Here is a 21,725-nt window from a genome sequence, read left to right as displayed (position 1 = left end):
TATGTCGAAACTTCAAGTGTTGATTGTAGATGACGAATGGAATATGAGGAACCTGCTTCGGATTTATTTGATGAAGGAAGGATTCCAGATTAAGGAGGCGGCTACGGGACTTGAAGCGTTATCCATGGTCAAGAAGCATTCTTTCGATATCATTTTACTCGATGTCATGATGCCAGATATGGATGGCTGGCAGGTATGCAAGGTGATCAGAGAAACCGAGACGGTCCCGATCTTAATGCTGACGGCGCGAACGGAAACCAAGGATAAAATCCATGGGCTTGGGATCGGAGCAGACGATTATTTAACCAAGCCTTTTGATTCCGAAGAGCTCCTGGCCCGGATGTACTCGTTAATCCGCAGGTCCACGATTACACAGACTTCTCAGCCTCAGCAGCTGGCGCTGGAATTTCCGCAAATGACAATATTCCCTGATGCGCGGGAGATTCGAATTCATGCGGAGCTTGTGGATTTTACACCGAAGGAGTTCGATCTCCTCGTTCTATTGGCCCAGAGCCGCCAGCGTGCGTTCAGCAGGGAGGAGCTCGTTGAAAGGCTGTGGGGATTTGATTATGAGGGTGAGGTTCGGGTGGTGGATACCCATATCAAGAACATCCGTGAGAAGCTCCAGAAGGCGGGGATGACATACAACCCGATTCAAACGGTATGGGGAGTTGGCTATAAATTTTTTGTGTCCGGAGAACAAGAGTGAGGAGACGACTCGCCGGTTGCTTTTAAATCCGTTTTGCCTTGGAAACAGAATTAGGGAGGGAAGCGCTTGAAAAAAATAGAATGGCTGATTGCCGTGTTTTTTATAGGAATGGGTTTAACATGTATGAGCATTTCGGCGCTTTCTTTCCAGAGAGATTCTTTACTCCATGTAAGCGGCTATATAAAAACATTCTTCATCTGCGCCATTGTGCTGATCGCTTTCCTGTTAATGTTTGTCCGATGGATTCGTGTTCGAAAAAAGCCTTGAAACATAGTATAGGAAACTTCACAGCATCGCCTTCTAAAGGCGGTGTTTTTATATTTTCCTAATATTCTCATATCTTAAATGCTATAATCATGAGATCGATATCTTTCTCTGGGAAAAAGGAGGATCGGAATTTGAGCGCTCTATTTGAAATACATAACTTGGCCAAATTGAATTGGGATACCGGGGAAGGGGCTTCTAAGTACATCTTTGCCGGGGTGTCCGCTGAAATCGCCGGGCCGGAGCGGATTGCCCTTATCGGCGCTTCGGGACAAGGAAAAAGCACGCTGCTGCGGATCCTGGCTCTGCTGGACGCGCCGGATGAGGGCGACCTGCTGGTTAACGGGACTTCATATAAGAATATGAATGTGCGGCAGTGGAGAATGGCTGTATCCTATGTGGCGCAGCAATCGGTTATGCTGCCCGGCAGTGTGGAGGATAATTTGCGAACGGTCAGCAGGCTTCACGGGAATGCCTATGACTCCAAGCTGGCGGAACAGCTCTTGCAGCAGCTCGGACTCGACTATCTAGATCTTGGTAAAACGGCGGCCGATTGTTCAGGAGGAGAGAAGCAGCGGATCTCCCTAATCCGGTCGCTGCTGCTCCGGCCGCGTATTCTTTTACTGGATGAAATTACGGCTTCGCTCGATATTAACAGCACACAGAAGGTCGAATCGCTGCTGACGGATTGGCATTTGAAAGAGGGGACCTTGTTGATATGGGTGACCCATGATCTTGAGCAAGCCCACAGAATCAGTAACCGAGCATGGGTGATAGGGAATGGAGAACTGCAGGAGCACAGCAGCGACACCTTGTTTGCCGAGCCTGCCGCCGTACTGGCCAAAAAGTTCATACAATCCGTGAAAGGAACCCGCTAAATATGACATTAACCGCACTCAGTTTCACGCTGCTTTTTGTAATGGGAACGATGCTGGTCTCGATCTGGCAAAAGCTTGGCCTGGAAAAAGACATCGCGATTGGTACCATACGCTCGGCGGTTCAGCTTCTGGCGGTCGGCTATGTGCTGCAGTTTATTTTTCATTCCGGACATATCGCCTATATTCTCATCATTATTGTCACTATGATATGCGTCGCCTCATGGAACGCAGCCAAAAGAGGGAAGGGACTCCCGGGACTACTGTGGAGGATTGCGCTGGCCGTTGCCGCTTCGGAGATCATGATGATGGGTATTCTACTCGGCCTGCATATCGTCAAGGCAACACCCCAATATATAATTCCGATCAGCGGCATGACCATTGGGAACGCGATGGTGGTCTCCGGGCTGTTCATCAATCAGATCAAGCAGGAGATCAAGCGCAGCAAGGGAGAGATCGAGACGCTGTTATCGCTTGGCGCAACGGCCCAGCAGGCGATGCAGGAGGTCAGGTCAAGGGCTGTGAAATTCAGCATGATTCCTACAATTGACGGTATGAAAACCGTGGGCCTTGTACAGCTTCCGGGGATGATGACCGGGATGATTATCGCCGGAGCGAATCCGATCGTCGCCGTGAGGTATCAGATTCTGATTGTTTTTTCCTTCACCGCATCTGCTGCGATTACAAGCATGCTGCTGAGTGTGCTGATTTACCGGCTTTTTTTCACGGCGGATCTCCGGTTGAAGCTGTAATCTCAAAGACAACTCCCCATTTCCAAATCGGAAGTGGGGAGTTAAGCCTAACGATTCAACGAATGCCTATAACCTTAACAGGATGATTGACATAGTTTACTACCAGACCACTTAAAAGGAGTTGCTACTGTGAACAACATTCCTGTAAAAGGATACTTTCTTAACCGAAGGGAGTCTTGCAACGAGCATTCCCATGATGTTTACATTACTTCTTGGGACGGTCGCCCCGTGTATCACGTTCACCCTTTTTCGGGTGTGACCTCTTATGATGATGGACATGTACATCAATATGCGGGTGTTACCGAGCCTGCTCCAACAGGTGTCCCTCACGTTCATCGTTATTTTACCATGACGTCGGTGAACCAGGGGCATAATCATGTCATCCAAGGGGTAACAGGTCCGGCAATTGATGTTCCGGGTGGCGGGCATATCCATTACTTTGAAGGAGTTACGACTGTAAATGGTATGAGACCTCATACGCATCATTACAAAGGTGGTACGGGTAAGGATAGCTAGTCCGAATCGCTGAAATACCGGCGCTGCAGGTTAGATCAATTAGCTGCCAAAGAGCTGCCAAAGAGCTGCCGAATCGACCGGCGGCCCTTTGTACATAAAGAAGTAAATTTAACTCAGGAAGGGAACTTCTGGGCAAGCTGAATCCGTTTTGTGATTCCCAGCTTGGCGTAAATCGAAATGAGATGTTTTTTTACGGTGATTTCCGAGATGTAGAGGGTTTTCGCCACCTCCGAATTGGAGCATCCGGCGAGTACCAGCCTTACGACTTCCTTTTCCCGTTTGGTTAGCAGCTGTTCACCGTCCACGGCCGATTCCGCAGCTTCCGCTTGGGCCGGTTCGGCTGGCGCCGCCGGCTTCTGATGATCATTTTCCTGCCACGTAAGACCCGCCCGGTAAAATAACCTCTCCAGGAAGTCCTGAAGCTTCGCACCCCTAGTGTCTACAGCATAAGTGGGTGTCGGAGTAACCCCGTCATAATTAATGTGAGTGGCTCCTTCAACGGTATGGAAGCCGAAGCCTCTATACACTTTCCTGCTGATTTCGCTCCCAAAAGGTGAACTAACAAGAATTCCGCCCCGGAACATATAGGAATAAATTAGATAAATGCCGGCCGTCCGGATTGCCGGGTTGAGCAGATCGGAGTAATACGTGCAGCGCATAAACCATCCTGCAGGCCGCTCGGGGAGCGTTTTCAGTTTGTCCTTTTCTTCCACGGTTAGGGAGGCCAGATATGGTGAACACAACGGGTCACTTTCCAGCCATGGAAGTGTGCCCGAGTGCATTGGGATGACGACGAACAGAGCGGCCGCTCTGCCATTCTCATCGCGCAGAAGCTTGATCGAAGACGGATCGAGGGCAAAGACCTCGGATAAATCCACCGGTTTGATATGCTGGCGGATTTCCTCGGCGCTGTATTCAATGGCATAAGAGGTTCCCGTTTCGGGATCGACACCAACCCCGCTGATGGGCTCAATATGATTTTCTCTCCAATTCGCAAAAGCTGCGGCGTCCGCAAGAGTAGAAGATGTAACCGTTTCCCAATAATAGGTCCGCTGCTGTTCCTGTCCGGACATGAGTGCCCTGGCCACCTCAATGCCGGTATACCGGAATAATTCACTGACTTCCCAATCCTTTTCCGCATATGGCGCGGCTAACAATGAATTGGCATAATACTGGGCTGCGCGCTGCTTAAGCCTTTTAAACAAGCCGGGAGCCCGGTTTTGCAGCCGTAAGCGAATGTACTCGCGCAATAAATCGTGAAGCTGCCAGCCCCGTTCAGACTTGCGCACAAAGGAGAGGGAGATCAGCCGGTTAAAGGCTTTGGAGGACACCTCTTCATCCATGATAAAGGCCAGAAGCTCATGATGAAAAAGTTGAAGCAGCGAAGCGGCATCCAGCAAGGTTCTTAATTCCGGGTCGGGAACCTCCCGCAGCCACAGCTCAATAACATCGTCAAAATAATCGCTTCCATAGGCCGGACTGGAGGGAGAGTAAGCGGCAGCAGCCAGAGAAAGGGACAGCGGATGCCCTTTGGTACGGTCCGATAGCTTCTCCACAAGCGCCGGATGATGAATGCCGCATTTTTGCAAATATTCACTGCAATCTTCCGGATTTAAATAATGAAGCTCCAGTTGGCAAATGCGCTCACGCAGGGCCGGAGATACGATCCATCTTCCTTTTAGCGGATGCCGGCCGGCAAATAATAACAGCGTTCTATTCGGGAGCCCCGGGAAAAAGATATCCCGCAGCCAAGATTCCAGCTCCGGCATTTCTTCAAAGGTGTCGAAGGCAAGGACAAGCCGGCGCTCCGAGGTGATGCCATGAATGAGCTGCGTCAGCCCATCCAGATGAACGGGTGCCGAATGTACGGCGGTCAAACCCGGTGAAAGATGCTTGAATATCGCTTCGACAAGCCCTTGTTCTGTATGTATAAAGTCATTGCTGTCGATGAGGACGAACAGGGCATCCATTTGCTTGGACCATGATCGGCACAGCCGCAGATAAGTGCTCTTGCCAATCCCTCCGGTGCCGTACACATGCAGGATTCGGCAAGCCTGATCACAGCTCTCTTGCAGAATATGGGTAAAGGTTCCTGTCTCCGTGCTTCGGCCTACAACAAATTCAAGCTCTCTTTCCTCAATGCCGGTTAGTTCGACGGTCAATCCCCACTCACCACCCTGTAATTCCTTTTATATCCAGTATAACAGAAAAAGCCAATTCCTTCGAAAGTATATTATCCAGAAGGATAATAGTTCTTATTTAATAATTATGATATCTTTTCTCTGGCAAAAAATGAAGCAACGTTTAACGAAGGAGGATTTATAGCCCATATGGAGATTCTCACGAATGTATGTACCATCAGAGGCATCATCCAACTGACAAACGGAAAACCCGCAAAGCATGTCAAAGTGGCCGCGTATAACAAGAAATTCAGAAGCGAAAGCAAGCTCGGAGAAGGCTTCACGGACGATGAGGGGCATTACGAGATCTTCTACCCATCACCTCCTGGCAGCAATGTCAATCTCCTGATCCGGTTGGTTGGAACTGACGGCCGGCACAGAGCCGAATCCCAGGTTCTTATTCAGGCAGGGCCGGAGGAAGTCGTAAATCTAACCGTCGAACTTAAGCTTGATGAGGGGCAGTCGGAGTATGAACAGCTCTTGAGCAGCTTGTCGGAACTTCTCCACAATGAGCAGCCGGGCAGCCTGAGCGAAGAGGACCTTCTGTATTTGTCAAAAGAAAGCAAAATCGAGCCGGAACCGATCCGTCATTATGTTCGGGCATGGACCGCGTCCAAGGAACTTGGCCTTCCGGAGACGCTGCTCTACGGTTTATCCCGGCGAGAGATTCCTTTGGAGCTGTCCAGACTCTTATCCATTCCGGGAGAGAAGCTGCGCGCAGCACTGGAATCGGCGGAGGATGAGGGCTTGATCCCGCCATTGTCTAAAGAAGCGATCCCTCCGTTTCTTGAGAGACTGCCGGAGCTTCTGTTATCCGGCGCGGAAGCGGGCCAATCACTAAGGTCAGGGGTGATGGAGGGCGGAATCGGTGAATTTCTGAAGGCGGCTGCATTAGACAATGCAGCGCAAAACAGACTCCGTGAGCTGGTCCTCGGACACACAGGCGACCCGGTAACATTATGGCGCCTGCTCAAAGAAGATCCCGAAATGTCCGGTCATGCAGCCCGAATTCGGCTGATCCTGCAGCTGAAGGAGTTGACGCAGGGTGATTTGTCTTTGGTGAACGCCATATTGAGCAAGATGGATGGGGAAAATTCAGACCATTTGGCCGATCTGCGTGAGCTTGCCTTGTGGAATGAGGAAGAATGGCAAGAACTGCTCGATCGGGAGGAAATCGAAGCGGTTCATGCAGAGCGTGCCGTCAGGACAAAGCCGGCTGTTCCGCATACGGCTGCAGCAGTCATCCAGGTCTTGGATCAAGTATTCCCCACACAGGCTGTAATACGAAATCTGAAGGCAGACGGCAATTTTGAGCTGCGGGATGAAGTGCTGGAATTCCTGCATGACCACCCGGATTTTGATTTGAAGACTTCGTCCGTGGATACGTTCTTGAAGCAGTCGAAGAGTGGAGAGCAGCAGCGGGGCATTACGGAACAGAGCGGACCTGTACCGGCCGGCCGTTTGACTAACCGATTGAAAAGCATGCAGCGCATCTTTCGGCTGACGTCCTCCTATGCTCCGATGAAGACGCTCTTGGAGGATGGGATTCACTCTTCGCTCGGGATTGCCGGGTTTAACAGGGAGTCTTTTGTATCCGGTTATGCGGATAAGGTTGGCGGAGAGAGTGCCGCCGGAGAGATTTACAACAAAGCGGTATCCATAAGCTCTACGGCTTTGGCTGTGTTCGGGCAGATCCAGGAAGCGGCACGGTCGGTGCAATTCAGCGCCACAACGGCCAATTCGGCGGAGGCCATGGCCTTGACGGCATCGCTTCCGGATTGGAGCGAGATGTTCGGAGAGCTGGAATGGTGCGATTGCGAGCATTGCCGTACCGTGTACAGTCCGGCGGCCTATCTGGTCGATCTGCTTCAAATGCTGTCCAAGACGCCATCTGTGACAGGGGGGACAGCTCTTCAAACGCTCCTTGGACGCCGTCCGGATATCGGGCAACTGGAATTGTCCTGCGAGAATACGAATATTACGCTGCCCTATATCGATTTGGTTAATGAGCTGCTGGAGAATGCCGTATCACCGGAAACGGCCGTTCCAGTGACCCAGACAACCGGTACCAGCGAAGAGCTCGGCGCCCAGCCGGAGCATGTGAATGCCGGCGCTTATAACCGGCTGTCTCAGAAGGTGTACCCGTTCCTGCTGCCGTTTTCCCTGTGGCATGAAGAAGCCCGTACCTATTTGGAGCAAATGAATGTGACCCGCGTGAAGCTGATGGAAGCCTTCCGACCCTTGAACGCATCCGCGGAAATCCCCGGGACGGAGCTGGCTATCTCGGTTGAAACGCTGAAGCTCAATCCTGCGGATTGCAGCATTATCACAGGGCTTCGTCCCGAGGGCAAGCCGCTCCATTATATGTATGGTTTTGCGGAGAGCAATGTCGGGCTTGAAACTTGGGTTCAGGCGATGAGCAGAGCACCGCTGTTATTGGAACGGACGGGGTTGTCCTTTGCGGAGCTGGAAGAGCTGCTTGGCGCTTCCTATATTAACCCCACAGGCGAGCTAAGCCTCGATATAGCCCCGTCCACTTGTTCGGTTCAATCGGCAGCCGTGCTGAACCTGTCCGAAGGGGCGCTTGACCGCATTCACCGGTTCGTCCGGCTGCTCCGCAAGCTCAAGAACTGGTCGATCAGCCAGCTGAACCATTTAATATCCGCGCTTGGCGGACAATTATTGGATGAGAGCTTTATCATCAGGCTGTCTGAAGTGATCCGCTTGGCGGACGAACTTCAGGTTCCCGCGCAGTCGCTGGTCTATTGGTGGGGTAAAATCGAGACTACCCCGGCTTATGGGCAATCCGTCAGCCTTTATCAACGCTTATTCCTGAATAAGACGGTGTCCCAGCAGGTCGATTCGGCCTTCCTTCTGCGGGAGCCGGAACGTGACGAATTGGCCGATACGACCGGCTACCTGGAGGAACATCAATCAACGCTGCTTGCCGCCTTCCATTTGACCGGCGATGAGCTTCGCTCACTTATAGCCGCCTGCCTGCCGGACGACCGGCTGACGCTTGGCAATCTGTCGCTGCTATACGCCCATACCGGGCTGGCCAAGGCGCTGGGAATTTCCATCGCCGATTACACGGGCTGGATCAAGCTTATTCCGGCGTCGCCATTTACCGGAGGCGTCTCCAGCGTTCAAAACACGGCGAGGTTTGCCAATCTGTGCCGCCATGTGTTAGAGGCGGGCTTTTCAGCTGGAGAGCTGCTGTACATTCTCCGTCACGAAGGAAAAGAAGGATCGCCTTTCGATCCGGAGATTGCGGAACTACTGACAGCTCTCCGCAGCGAACTGAGCGAAATTGCGGGAGAAGCCGATTCCGCCGCGAGTGTGGAAGCGTTAAGTCAATCGGCTGTGACCAGACGGCTCAGCGAATTTACGAAGCTGAATGCCGGGCTAATCCTTAAGCTGATAACGGATTGCCTGACGGTTCCCTCGGCTCCCGAAATCCCTCTGCTGGAAGCTTTTCTGGACCCGGCATTCATAGGAAGTATGGGACCGGTAACCCTGGAAGGCTTCCCCCGGTTGTTCCAGTCGGTCGTGAAGCTGGCGAAAGCCGCCTCCTTGGCCGCAAAGCTCGGGCTTCAGGATGAAGAAATGTGTTTCTTCATCGCGAAGTCCGGCAGCCCCGGTTGGCCCGATTGGGACGCACTTCCGGCAGAGCCTACGGAACTGCTGTTCATAGACGGCGGTTCAATCGCCAGAATCAAGCTGCTCATCGACTGGCGGGATCGTTACGCCTCCGGCAGCAGCCGCTGGACGGAATTGTTCAAGCTGGTAGACAGCCGTTCAACGGAGCTGGGGGTCCCGGAAGAGCTGTTCGCGGACTTGGCCGAGCTTACGGGCTGGAAGACGGACGACATCAAGCTATGGGCGGGGCTGCATCTGCTCCACCTGAAATACCCGCAGGATTACCGGGATGAACGGTGGCTCCTGAGACTAGCGGAAGGGCTATCGCTGATGCAGCGGCTCAATGTTCCTGTTGTCGAAGCGAAGAGATGGACGGTCTCCGGTATAAGCGAGTACGAGACCCTGAGCATCAGGCGGGCACTGAAAGCGAAGTACGACGAGCAGCAATGGCTGTCCGTTGCTAAATCGCTGAAAAACCGCTTGCGCGAACAGCAGCGTTCAGCGTTGACCGCGTATCTCAAGCATGATTTTTATTACACCAAACGGACCGAGGATTTATTCGCTTACTTTCTCATCGACGTAGAAATGGGCCCCATCCAGGAAACCTCCCGGATCAAGCAGGCGATCTCATCGGTACAGCTGTTTGTGCAGCGCTGCCTGATGAATCTGGAGCCGGAGGTTCACCTGTCGCACGAGGCTGCGGAAGACTGGAAGAAAATCCGGAATTACCGGATCTGGGAAGCCAACCGGAAGATATTCCTGTATCCGGAGAACTGGCTGGAGCCGGAGCTGCGCGACAATAAGTCTCCTTTTTTCACCGAGCTGCAAAAAGAGTTCATGGAAAACGAAGCGAAGCTCGAGCGCGCGGAAGCCTCCTTTATGAACTACATGGAGAAGCTGGACCGGGTGTCAAGGCTCGATATCGCCGCCATGTACCATCAATACGAGGATCACGGAAACGGGATATTCACCGATATCCTTCATGTGTTCGGACGGACGCAGAACAGCCCGCATATTTACTACTACCGCCGGTTTGAGAATGGCCTGACATGGACCGCATGGGAGAAGGTCGACACGGACATTGAAGGAGAGCATCTGATTCCCGTTCTGTACAAAAGCCGGCTCTATCTCTTCTGGCCGATCTTCAAGGAAGTGGCCAAAACGCCGGATGTGTTAAGCCCATCGGGGGAGAAGCCGCAAAAGTTCCTGCAGGTCGGGCTGGCGTGGAGCGAATACCGCTTTGGAAGCTGGTCCCCCAAGACGGTGACGAATGCCAATCTGGATATGACGCAGCGCTACAATAAGGAAAATATCGCGTTTCACTCCTATATTGACGAGGAGAACAGCTTAATTATTGAAGCCATCATCCACTATAACGGATATAACCTGTATTCAACGCTGTTCTATTTTAAGCTGAACAACCCGGATGGCCGTGTGAACGTGTATCCGGTGTATTCCGGCTTACTGGGGAAACCATTCCCTCTACCGGATGCTACGGATGTATACAACAATGCCATCAGCCCCTTTAACAAAGGGTCGGGCCGTGCGGTCATTCCCATCGATGACAATAACGGCGAATATCACAGGGAGGATATGATCTATTACAGCGACTCTTTCAAAATCGTCTTCCCCCAAAACAACCGGTGGTTTGACGGCAGTCGTCCCTTCTTCTATCAGGATGCGAAGCGCGTGCTGTTCGTGACGTCAACGCCTTATAAATCGTCCTTGCTCGAATATAACAGGCTGATGACGGCCGGGTCCGGACTCTCGCTGACTTCGCCCTATGGGGGTAGCTATCTTTTGTTCCACACGGCATTTCACCCTTACGTAACCGCCTTCGTGGAGAAGCTGAACAATGTGGGGATTAACGGCCTGCTGAGCCCGCAAACGCAGAGCATGGAGAATGAATTCTTTGAAGCGGAGTACCAGCCGTTGACCGAGCCGAACGAGTACGGTTTTACCGGGTGCGTCAGCCGTCCGTTTCCGAAGGAAAATGTGGATTTTTCCGTGTATGGACCATACTCCGTATATAACTGGGAAATCTTTTTCCATACGCCATTGCTTCTGGCCGACCGGCTCAGCAAAAATCAGCAGTTTGAAGAGGCCCAGCGGTGGTTCCACTACATCTTTGACCCGACGGATTCTTCACCTGAGACCAAAGGATACTGGAAGCTGCTTCCGTTCCGGCAAAATGACGCTGCGACAACGCTGTTGGAGTATATGATGCTGCTCCACTATGAGGGGACGGACCCGGAGACGCTGAACCGGAAGCTGGAGTTCGAGAAGCTGATTGCCGCTTGGAAGAGCAATCCGTTCAACCCACATTTGATTGCCCGCATCCGGATTTCTTCTTACCAGAAGCTCGTGGTTATGAAGTACCTGGATAACTTGATCGCCTGGGCTGACCAGCTGTTCCGTCAAGATACGATTGAAGCGATTAACGAGGCGACGCAGCTGTATCTACTTGCGCAGGAGCTGCTCGGCGAACGACCGCGCGTTGGAAGCACCCGCTCCCGGATGGAGAGCAAATCCTTTACAGACCTGCAGCCTGAACTGGATTCGTTCTCCAATGCGCTTGTCCAGTTGGAGAATTGGATGCCTAGCGCTGCATATGTATTAAGCGGGAACCGCTTGGACGCCGGACTGCTATCGCTGGGAAGCGCCTTGTATTTCAGCATCCCGCCGAACGACAAATTGCTGGGTTATTGGGATACCGTTGCCGACAGGCTCTACAAAATCCGCAACAGTATGAGCATTGACGGAACAGTCAGACAGCTGTCCTTGTTCCAGGCGCCTGTGGACCCCGGGATGTTGACCCGGGCAGCGGCGGCCGGGCTGGACGTCGGCAGCGTGATTGAGGAAGTGAACGCCAAGCTGCCTGGGTACCGGTACCAGACCATGGCGCATAAGGCGGAAGAGCTGTGCGGGGAAGTGAAGGCTTTTGGCTCGTCGCTGCTGGCCGCTCTGGAGAAGCGGGACTCGGAGAAGCTGGCGGTTCTCCGTTCCAGCCATGAGGTTTCCCTGCATCAAGCGGTCATCGATATCAAGCGGAAGCAGGCGGCGGAGAGCCGGGAGGCGCTCGAAGCGCTGTACCGCCAGCGGGAGATGGTGAGGGAGAGAGAACTGTACTATGTGAATCAGCCCTACACCATTCAGCTTGAAGATGACCAATTGCACAAGTTGGAGGAGGCCAATAAGCGGTCCGAGCAAATCATGCATTATGAAATCGCCGCACAGCTCGCTTCCCAAATTCCGAACGTCACGATCGGAATGTCCGGCGTCGCGAGTCCTGTCCTTACGGCACAGCTCGGAGGAGTCAACATTTCAACCGGCCTGCAGGCTTACGCCCGCTACCTGAATCATTTATCCAATCAGGACAACTATAAAGCCGGACGCAGCGGAACCCTTGCCGGGTACGAGCGGCGCAATATGGAATGGAAGCATCAAGCCCAAATGGCCAAGATGGAGCTCGCGCAGCTGGAAAAGCAGATCCTCGCTGCGGAAATCCGGTTGTCCGTTACGGAAAAGGAGCTTAAGAATCAAGAGCTTCAAGCGCGCAATACGATGGAAGTGCATAAGGCGATGCAGAGCAAATTTACCAATTCGGAGCTGTATGACTGGATGGTTGCCCAGACCTCGGCGTTGTTTTTCCAGAGCTACCAGTTTGCCTACGATACGGCGAAGCGTGCGGAACGGGCGTTCCAATTCGAGCTCGGCACGGATAAAACCTATATCAAGTTCGGCCACTGGGACAGCATGAAAAAAGGCCTCCTGGCGGGCGAACGGCTGATGGGCGATTTGAAGCGTCTCAGCTTGGCCTATCTGGAGATGAACAAGCGCGAATATGAGATCACGAAGCATGTATCGGTTGCCCTTCTTGATCCGCTCGCTTTGGCCCGGCTGAAAGAGACCGGCGAATGTCTGATCGAGCTGCCGGAACGGCTTCTCGACATGGATTATCCCGGTCATTACATGAGAAGAATCAAGTCCGTCGGCGTGTCCATTCCTTGCGTGACCGGTCCTTACACCAGCGTCAACTGTACGTTGACCCTGCTCCAGAGTTCTATCCGCAAGAGCGCCCAACTGCTGGGCGGGAAGTATGAACGGCAATCGGCCGAGGATGGACGATTCCTGGATCAATACGGGATCAATCAAGCCATTACAACGAGCGGCGCCCAAAATGACAGCGGCATGTTTGAAACGAATCTCCGGGATGAGCGATATCTCCCGTTTGAAGGCGCCGGAGCGGTCAGCCGCTGGAAGCTTGTGCTGCCGAAGGCATGCAACAGCTTTGACACCGACACGATTGCCGATGTAGTCCTTCATATCAGATACACGGCAAGAGAAGGCGGAGAAGTGCTGAAGACGGCCGTAATGAATGAAGTGGTCGAGGCTTCCTTGCAGGATAACCGCGTGCTGCTGTTGTCCTGCAGAACCCAGTTCCCGTCGGAATGGCACCGCTTTGTTCACCCGGCGGAAGCGCAGGACGGCCAACGCTTGGAGATCGGGCTTGCCGATCAAATGCTTCCATACCGGCAAAGAGGGAAAATGGTCGAGATCTCGGATGTGGAGCTGTTCGTGAAGTGGAAGGATGATGCGCGTTCATACGGAGATGGCAGTCCGCTGCGCCTTGGGCTGTATGCACCGGGCCGGTCGGATATGCTATCAGCCGAGCTGTTGAGCGATCCGGCGTTCTGCGGCGTCCCGCATGACAGAGTGGAAGGAACGGCTTCCGGTCTAGGCGAGTGGACCATTGCCGCGGCGGAAGAGAACATTGCCGGGCTGGCTGAGCCTTACCGAGTCAGAGTTACCGATGGCAGCGTGACTCATGAACGGATCAGCAGCCAGATGATCGAAGATCTGTGGCTTGTCATTCATTACAAAGCCAAATAACTGCTTGCAGAAGCCATTAGACATGCGAGGCGGACCTTGATGGACCGCTTCGCATGTTTCATAGGAGAGGAGAGATTGCATGTCAGGATTGTCAGCCACGCCGGGAAGCGCGCCCGCTTCATCCGCCCCGAAGCCACCCGGAGGAGACTTGAAGGCGCCTGCCATATCCATGCCAAAAGGCGGAGGAGCCATGCGGGGAATCGGCGAAAAGTTCTCCGTGCAGCCGGCGACTGGAACAGCCTCCTTCAGCATCCCGATCTACACCAGCCCCGGAAGAGCCGGTTTTGAACCGGACTTGAAGCTTTCTTACAGCTCCGGATCGGGAAACGGCATTTTTGGGCTGGGTTGGCAGTTGAATCTGCCATCCATTACGCGAAAGACCGATAAAGGCCTGCCCCAATATAACGATGCGGAAGACTCGGATGTGTTTCTGCTGTCCGGCGCGGAGGATCTTGTTCCGCTGAAGGAACCGCCGGAAGGAGCGGCCGCCACGGACGGCAATTATCGTATCCGGTATTATCGGCCGCGTACAGAGGGTCTGTTCAGCCGGATCGAGCGGTGGACGCACTTGTCCAACGGTCAGGTGCATTGGCGAACGATCAGCCGCGACAATATCACGGCGATTTACGGGCAGACATCGGCCAGTCGTAGCACCGAGCCCGGAACGGAAGACCGCATTTACTCCTGGCTCATCAGCGAAAGCTATGATTCCAAGGGTAACGCGATGGTTTACGAGTATGTGGAAGAAGACAGCCGGAACGTGGATTTGACATTAGTCAGCGAGCGGAACCGGGAGCGGGGAGCCGCCAGGTACCTGAAGCGTGTGAAGTATGGAAACCGGACTTCACGGCTTATAGAGCCGGATTTGTCCAAGACGGATTGGTTGTTTGAGGTTGTCTTCGACTATGACGAAGGCCATGTTGATGAGATTGGACCTGCGTCTCCCGGGCTTGGGGAAGAACGGATGGTTGTTGCTTCTGTAACGCCGGAGCGGGCATGGTCCGTGAGACCGGATGTGACCTCCTCCTACCGGGCAGGATTTGAAATCCGCACGTACCGGAGATGCCGCCGGGTCTTGATGTTTCACCGCTTCGACGAGCTCGGACCTGAGCCTTGCCTGGTCCGTTCCACAACCTTCGAATACAATGACCTTGCTGCATCCGCAACAGGTTCGCATCGATCGCCGGAAGAAGAGCTTTCGCATCCGGGAAGCACCCGCTTCGGCTCCATCCTGTGCACGGTAACCCAATCCGGGTATATTCGCGAGGAGGGAACGGGAGAGCGGGAAACAACCGCCGGACCTTATACGTATCTGTGCAAATCTCTGCCGCCGATTGAATTGGAGTACAGCCGGGCAGTCATTCAGGACGAATTGCAGGAGCTTCCGGAGAGCAGTCTGGAGAACCTTCCTGCCGGATTAAGCGGAGCTTATCAGTGGGTGGATTTGGAGGGCGAGGGAATTTCGGGCATTTTAACCGAGCAAGCGGGCGGCTGGTTTTACAAACCGAATGAAGGGGAAGGACAGTTCGGCTCTTTGAGGAAGGTGGCCTCGAAGCCAACCATGGGAGAGCTTGCCGGGGGCAGGCTTCAACTGCTGGATCTGGATGGCAACGGCCGTCTGGAGACCGTTGCTTTCTCCGGGCCGACTCCCGGCTACCACGAACGTGCGGAGTCGGGGGAGTGGAGCCGGTTCCAGCCTTTTCTCCAGCTGCCTAACCTCCGCTGGGATGACCCGAACCTGCATTTCGTCGATTTGGACGGTGACGGGCATGCCGACCTTCTTGTGATGGGCGAAGACGTATTCACCTGGTCTCCTTCCCTTGCCAAGAAAGGGTTTGGCGCAGCCGAGCAGGTCTATCCCGATTCGGATCAGGACAGTGATCCCCGTCTGGTGACAGCGGACGGCACGAAATCCGTCTTCCTTGCGGATATGAGCGGAGACGGTCTCGCCGATCTTGTGCGCATCCGAAACGGAGAGATCTGCTATTGGCCCAATCTGGGCTACGGGCGTTTCGGCGCGAAAATTACGATGGCCGATTCTCCATGGTTCGATCACCCTGACACTTTCCGTCCGGACCGTCTTCGTCTCGCGGATATCGACGGTTCGGGATTAACCGATATTCTGTACCTGGGCCAGAATGATATCCACGTCTATTACAATCAATCCGGCAATCGGTGGAGCGGGCCAAGAGCCATTACCGGGCTGCCTTCTGTGCACAGCCATGCTTCCGTTTCCGTTATCGACCTGCTTGGCAATGGCACCTCCTGCCTTGTCTGGTCGTCCACATTAGAAAGTTCCATGGGCAGACCGATCTGTTACATCGACCTGACCGGCGGGCAGAAGCCGCAGCTACTCGTTCGAACAGCGAACAATCTCGGGGCGGAGACCCGGATTCATTATGCTTCATCCACGAAGTTTTATCTCGCCGACCAGCGGGAAGGCAAGCCGTGGGTGACAAAGCTGCCTTTTCCTGTTCATGTCGTCGAAAAAGTCGAGACATTTGACCGGATCAGCGGCAATCGTTTTGCCACAAGGTATGCCTACCGCCACGGTTACTTTGACGGATACGAGCGGGAATTCCGGGGGTTTGGGCTGGTGGAGCAGTGGGACTCGGAAGCTTTCGGCAGCTTGGAAGGGTATGCGGATTTCTTTCCCGAAGGAACGAACGAGTCGTATGATTCCCATGTTCCCCCGGTTCTGACCCGTTCCTGGTATCATACCGGCGCCTATCTGGACCGTTACCGCCTGAGCGCCTACTTCGCCGAACACGAGTATTATCGCGAACCGGAAATGACGGAGGCCGGGGCGAGGCAGCTCCTTCTGGAACAATCCGTTCTGCCGGACGGATTAGCGCCGGAAGAGGAGCGGGAAGCCTGCCGCGCGCTTAAAGGTATGCTGCTGAGACAGGAAGTGTATGCTTTGGACGCCACCGATAAGGAAAGCCATCCTTATACCGTCACGGAGCATAACTATACGGTTAAGCTGCTGCAAGCCCGGCAGGGGGATCAATCCGCGATATTTGTTACGCATTCCCGGGAACAAATCAGCTTCCACTATGAGCGGAATCCGCAAGATCCGCGAACGCTTCATTCCATCGTCATGGAAACGGATGACTACGGGAACGAAACAAAGCTCGCTGTCGTAAGCTACGGCCGCAGGCAGCCGGACCCGGAGCTTGCGCCACGGGATCAAATCGAACAGAGCAAGATTACGGTGGTGCTAACTGATAACCTGTACACCACTCTCGTCGCCGAAGCCAATGATTATCGTGTCCCGCTCCCAAATGAAATGCGCAGCTACGAGTTGACCGGATTGCAGCTGTGGAGCGGCCAGCTCCGGTTTCAACTGGTCGATCTGGAGTCGGCATGGACCAGCGCTGTCCAGATCAACTATGAGGCCGATAGCGGCTCTTCACCGGACGCATTAACCTTGCGCCTGATCGAGCACGTGAAGACGCTGTACCGCCGCGACGACTTGGCGGGTCCGCTGCCTGCCGGGCAGCTTGAGGCCCTGGCGCTGCCTTACGGCAGCTATCGGCTCGCTTTCACCCCCGGATTACTGGAATCAGTATATGGTGGGCGGGCCGAGGAAGCTGTGCTTCTGGACGAGGGGCGCTATGTTCGGCTAGAGGGAGAGTCCGGCTTCTGGATTCCGTCAGAGCAAGTCTTTTACTCGCCTCAGCCATCAGATGCTCCGGAGGCGGAGTTCGCCTATGCTTCAGCGCATTTCTTCCTTCCTCAGCGCTTTAGGGACCCGCTCCACCGGGAGGGGCGGAGCGCGGAGACAATCATTCGCTATGACCGCTACGATTTGCTGGTCACGGAAACCTGCGATCCGCTCGGCAGCCGCATGACCGTTGGGCTAAGGCCTACGGACCCGGCCATGGAGCCGGTTCCGTCCGGTCACGATTACCGTGTGCTGAAGCCCGCGCTGGTCATGGACCCGAACCGCAACTGCTCGGCCGTCGTATATGATGCGCTCGGCATGGTTTCAGGTTCTGCCGTCATGGGCAAGCCGGAGGAGCTGCCAAGGCAGGGGGATACCCTTGAAGGCTTTGCGGCGGAGTTAACGCAAGCAGAGGCGATCATGCAGTTGAAGTCGCCGCTTGTAAATCCCCATGCCGTGCTCCAAAGAGCAACAAGCCGCATCATCTATGATTGGTTCGCTTATATGCGGACCAGGGATCAGTCCGTTCCGGAGCCGCCTGTCGTATATACCCTGTCGCGGGTGACCCATGATTCCGATTTGGCGGTAGGTGAGCAAACGGCCCTGCATTTCAGCTTTCTATATTCGGACGGCTTTGGCCGTGAGATCCAAAAGAAAATTCAGGCGGAACCCGGTCAGGTCCCCTTAAGAGATCCGGTGTCGGGACGGATCCTGACGGCAGGCGGCCAGCCTGTGCTGAGTCCGGAAGAGGTGTTTCCCCGCTGGGTAGGTTCCGGGTGGACGGTGTACAACAATAAAGGAAAGCCTGTCCGGCAATTCGAGCCTTTCTTCACGGACACCCACAGCTTTGATAGTGATGTCCAAATCGGAGTGAGTCCCGTGAATTTCTATGACCCGGCAGGCCGTGTCGCAGCCGTGCTATACCCGGATAGAACTTGGAAGAAGGAGGTTTACGGTCCTTGGAAGCAGACCTCTTGGGATGGAAGCGACACGATGCTGCTGGAACCCGCGAATGATTCGGATGCCGGGGATTACTTCAGGCGATTGCCGGAGACGGAGTACCTGCCTACCTGGTACGGCCAGCGAGCCGAGGGACTGCTTGGACCCGATGAACAGGAAGCGGCTGTCAAAGCAAGCGTGCATGCGAATACGCCGGGGGCGCGTTATTTCGATTCCCTTGGGCGCGCATTCCTTACTGTGGAGCACAACCGATGCAAACGAAGTGATTCACCTCTAGACGCGCCGCCGGACGAAGAATTTTTCGAAAGCCGCACGGTATACGACATTGAAGGGAATATCCGGGAAGTGATCGATGCCGCGGGGCGGGCCGTAATGCGCAGCGCCTATGATATGCTCGGAACCACGATATCCGAATCGAGCATGGAGGCCGGAGAACGGTGGACCCTGTATGACGTAGGAAAAAGACCGATCCGCACTTGGAGCAGCGGTGGCGTACAAAGCCGAACGGTTTACGATGTGCTGGGCCGCGCGATCGAAACTTATCATAGCGCAGTTGACAGTTCCCCGATTATGACGGGCCGCATCGTGTATGGCGAGTCTATGCCGGAACCGGAACGCTTCAATCAGCGCGGAAAAAAAGTCCTGTCTTACGATCAAGCCGGGCTGCTCCGAAACGGCGAGTACGACTTTAAAGGAAATCTGCTCCGCAGCAGGCGGGAGCTTGCCGCCGAATATAAAACGACGCTGAACTGGGCTTCGGATGTCTTGCTGGAAGCGGAAAGCTATGAGACTCGCACCCGTTACGACGCACTGAACCGGGCGATCCAGATCACGGCTCCCGATTCCAGCATCATTCGCCCCACTTATAATGAAGCCAATCTGTTAAATACTGTGGAAGCCAATTTACGCGGGGAGGAGCAGGACGGGGAACGCATTTGGACCCCCTTTGTGGCCAACATTGACTACAATGCAAAAGGTCAGCGCACCTGTATCTCCTACGGTAACGGAGTACAATCCCGGCTCGAATATGATCCGTTCACGTTTCGTCTCATCCGGATGCGCACCATTCGGGATAAGCTCATTTTTCCCGAGGACTGTCCGCAGCCGCCCCGGCCGGATTGGCCGGGCTGTGAATTGCAGCATCTGCATTACACCTATGATCCTGTCGGTAATATCATGTCCATACGGGACGATGCGCAGCAGGCCCTCTTTTTCCTTAACCGGAGAGTGGAGCCGACCTCCCGTTACACATATGACGCTTTAAACCGGTTGGTTGAAGCGGCGGGGAGAGAGCATCTCGGGCAGATTGGAGGTTCGCCTGCCGGTCCGACCGCTCCGGATGCTTTGAGCGAATTTCATTCCCGGCATGCCCATCCTTCCGATGGAAATGCGATGGGAACCTATATCGAACGGTATGTGTACGATGCTGTCGGCAATCTGCTCAGCATGCAGCATCGCGGCAGTGATCTGGTGCACTCGGGATGGACCCGGAGTTTTACTTATCAGGAGCAGAGTCTCCTGCAGGAAGACAAAGTAAGCAACCGGCTGAGCAGCACGGCTACCACTGCGTTAGCGGAGCTTTACAAGTACGAAGGGTCGGCCGGATTGCGCGGGAATATGACCTCCATGCCCCATTTGCCCTTCATGCGGTGGAACGAGCTGGATCAGCTTCGGGCGACATCAAGGCAGGCGGTATCAGAGGATAGCGGTGCCACGCCCGAAATCACGTGGTATACGTACGATGCCGGCGGTCAGCGGGTGCGGAAGGTAACGGAACGGTATGCCGCTCCCGGGGCTCAGGCAACCCGGTGGAAGGAGCGCATTTACCTGGGTCCTTTTGAAATTTACCGTGAATTCGCGGGGGATGGGCGCACGATCGAGTTTGAGCGAGAATCCCTGCATATCATGGACGGCAAACAGCGAATGGCCTTGGTCGAAACGCGCACGGAAGGTCTGGAGGATCTGCCCGCCCGGCTTATCCGTTACCAAATCGGCAATCATCTCGGCTCCGCCCATCTGGAGCTGGATCATACGGGGCAGATCATCAGCTATGAAGAGTTTACGCCCTACGGAAGCACATCCTTTCAGTCGGTCCGAAATCAGAACGAGGCGCCCAAGCGGTATCGGTATACCGGCAAAGAACGGGACGAAGAGAGCGGGCTACACTATCACGGATCAAGATATTATGCACCTTGGCTGACGCGCTGGATTAGCTGCGACCCGAAGCTGTTGATTGACGGGCCTAATTTGTACCAGTATGTATCATCCAATCCAGTCAAGCTGATCGATCCGAACGGAACCAACGAGCTGCAGCCGCCAAATGTGAACATCGGGTTTCTGGGCGATCCGATCAATCAGAAGATGGGGGATTTATGGAGCAAGGCCGTAAGCGAGGTGCTCGGAAAGGAGTTCCAGGGAAAAGCCCCGAACGAACTGATGAAGCTGTTCCGCGACAAAGTGGAGCATTTGAAAAATACGAAAGGTATGGGCTCCAACCGGCAGCAGGGAACAGCGATCAATTACGCGAGGGAAACCTACTCCAAGGTTCGAACCGTCTTCGGCAAGCTGGCGAAAGAAGCCGGGACCTCAATGGATGGCGTTCAGCTTCACCATTTTGGAGGAGGTTTGGCAGAAATGCCTCATGATGCTCTGGATGCAAGCGGATTGATTATGACGACGGGCCAGGCAGGAGTGAAAGGCACCGGTCATCACCGTTTGCATGAGATGGAGGCTATGTTTACGGAGACATGGAAAAGAATGATGCAAAACAAAGGCTTGGCCGCCAAAATGGGCTCAGCCATCGAGAAAGGGGCCGACGCTTTGAAGCCCGTAGCGGGGCTTGCAGCCAAGACCGGAAGTGTACTTAAAAAAGGTGCCGAGGCGCTCGAACCGCTGGCAAAAGTCGCTTCAAAAGCAGGCAAAGTGATGCCTGTCGTCGCCGCAGCGTTGGTTGCCGGTGACGCCTACGCAGCCACTACAGCCCAAACGGGCAGCGAGCGATTCCAAAAGAGTGCCGATACCGTGGCCGGTCTGGCCGGATTTGCCGGACCTGTCGGCATGGCCTTCTCGGCAGGCTACGGTGCAGGCGGGTTGATCAACGACGGACTGCAAGCGGTTGGCGCGGATCTCTCCAAGGGATTGACCGCCATTGACGAGACAGCTTCCAAGCTGTGGAGCGATCCGTCCAAACCCGCCCACACGCAGACCATCGGATGGAAGATGGCGGAGTTATTTGAATAGAGGAGTAACATTTGATTAGAGGAGTAACAT

General features: G+C 54.3%; 8 protein-coding genes. 7 read left to right on the top strand and 1 reads right to left on the bottom strand.

The genetic code is table 11. The features are described from left to right. Position 1 precedes the first annotated feature (1 nt). From PSAB_RS12880 to PSAB_RS25100, 5 genes are all read left to right on the top strand, one after another. Positions 2–709 carry a response regulator transcription factor gene (locus PSAB_RS12880; protein ID WP_025334991.1) on the top strand — a complete coding sequence of 236 codons (708 nt, stop codon included), beginning with the start codon at positions 2–4 and terminating at the stop codon, positions 707–709. 66 nt (positions 710–775) lie between these two features. Next, entirely contained in the window at positions 776–976 is a 201-nt protein-coding gene (locus PSAB_RS12875) for a hypothetical protein (RefSeq protein ID WP_025334990.1), read from the top strand. 131 nt (positions 977–1,107) lie between these two features. Then, positions 1,108–1,851, top strand: a complete 744-nt coding sequence (locus PSAB_RS12870) for an ABC transporter ATP-binding protein (RefSeq protein WP_025334989.1) — start codon at positions 1,108–1,110, stop codon at positions 1,849–1,851. 2 nt (positions 1,852–1,853) lie between these two features. Continuing rightward, on the top strand, positions 1,854–2,600 hold the full coding sequence (locus tag PSAB_RS12865; RefSeq protein ID WP_025334988.1) for an ABC transporter permease: 747 nt from the start codon (positions 1,854–1,856) through the stop codon (positions 2,598–2,600). Positions 2,601–2,729: 129 nt separating this feature from the next. After that, a complete protein-coding gene (locus tag PSAB_RS25100) occupies positions 2,730–3,116 on the top strand; it encodes a YmaF family protein (RefSeq protein WP_084266519.1) in 387 nt (128 codons plus the stop codon). A gap of 113 nt (positions 3,117–3,229) precedes the next feature. Here the strand turns inward: PSAB_RS25100 and PSAB_RS12860 are convergent, their stop codons facing one another. Next, positions 3,230–5,278: a LuxR family transcriptional regulator gene (locus tag PSAB_RS12860; protein ID WP_025334987.1), complete on the bottom strand. Its 2,049-nt coding sequence runs from the start codon at positions 5,276–5,278 to the stop codon at positions 3,230–3,232. Between the two features lie 168 nt (positions 5,279–5,446). On the opposite strand from PSAB_RS12860, the gene PSAB_RS12855 reads away from it, so the two are divergent. Next, the gene (locus PSAB_RS12855) at positions 5,447–13,828 is read left to right on the top strand and encodes a Tc toxin subunit A-related protein (protein WP_025334986.1); all 8,382 of its coding nucleotides are present in this window, start codon (positions 5,447–5,449) and stop codon (positions 13,826–13,828) included. Between the two features lie 79 nt (positions 13,829–13,907). Next, positions 13,908–21,695, top strand: a complete 7,788-nt coding sequence (locus tag PSAB_RS12850; protein WP_025334985.1) for a SpvB/TcaC N-terminal domain-containing protein — start codon at positions 13,908–13,910, stop codon at positions 21,693–21,695. The last annotated feature ends 30 nt before the right edge of the window (positions 21,696–21,725 follow it).

It is taken from the genome of Paenibacillus sabinae T27 (assembly GCF_000612505.1).
Taxonomy (GTDB): domain Bacteria; phylum Bacillota; class Bacilli; order Paenibacillales; family Paenibacillaceae; genus Paenibacillus_AQ; species Paenibacillus_AQ sabinae.
This window is presented reverse-complemented; position numbering and strand designations above follow the sequence as displayed.

What these genes read in the sequence shown, in the direction of transcription:
- PSAB_RS12880 (WP_025334991.1), top strand. Translation starts at nt 2, where the DNA reads ATGTCGAAACTTCAAGTGTTGATTGTAGATGACGAATGGAATATGAGG.
- PSAB_RS12865 (WP_025334988.1), top strand. Translation starts at nt 1,854, where the DNA reads ATGACATTAACCGCACTCAGTTTCACGCTGCTTTTTGTAATGGGAACG.
- PSAB_RS12855 (WP_025334986.1), top strand. Translation starts at nt 5,447, where the DNA reads ATGGAGATTCTCACGAATGTATGTACCATCAGAGGCATCATCCAACTG.
- PSAB_RS12850 (WP_025334985.1), top strand. Translation starts at nt 13,908, where the DNA reads ATGTCAGGATTGTCAGCCACGCCGGGAAGCGCGCCCGCTTCATCCGCC.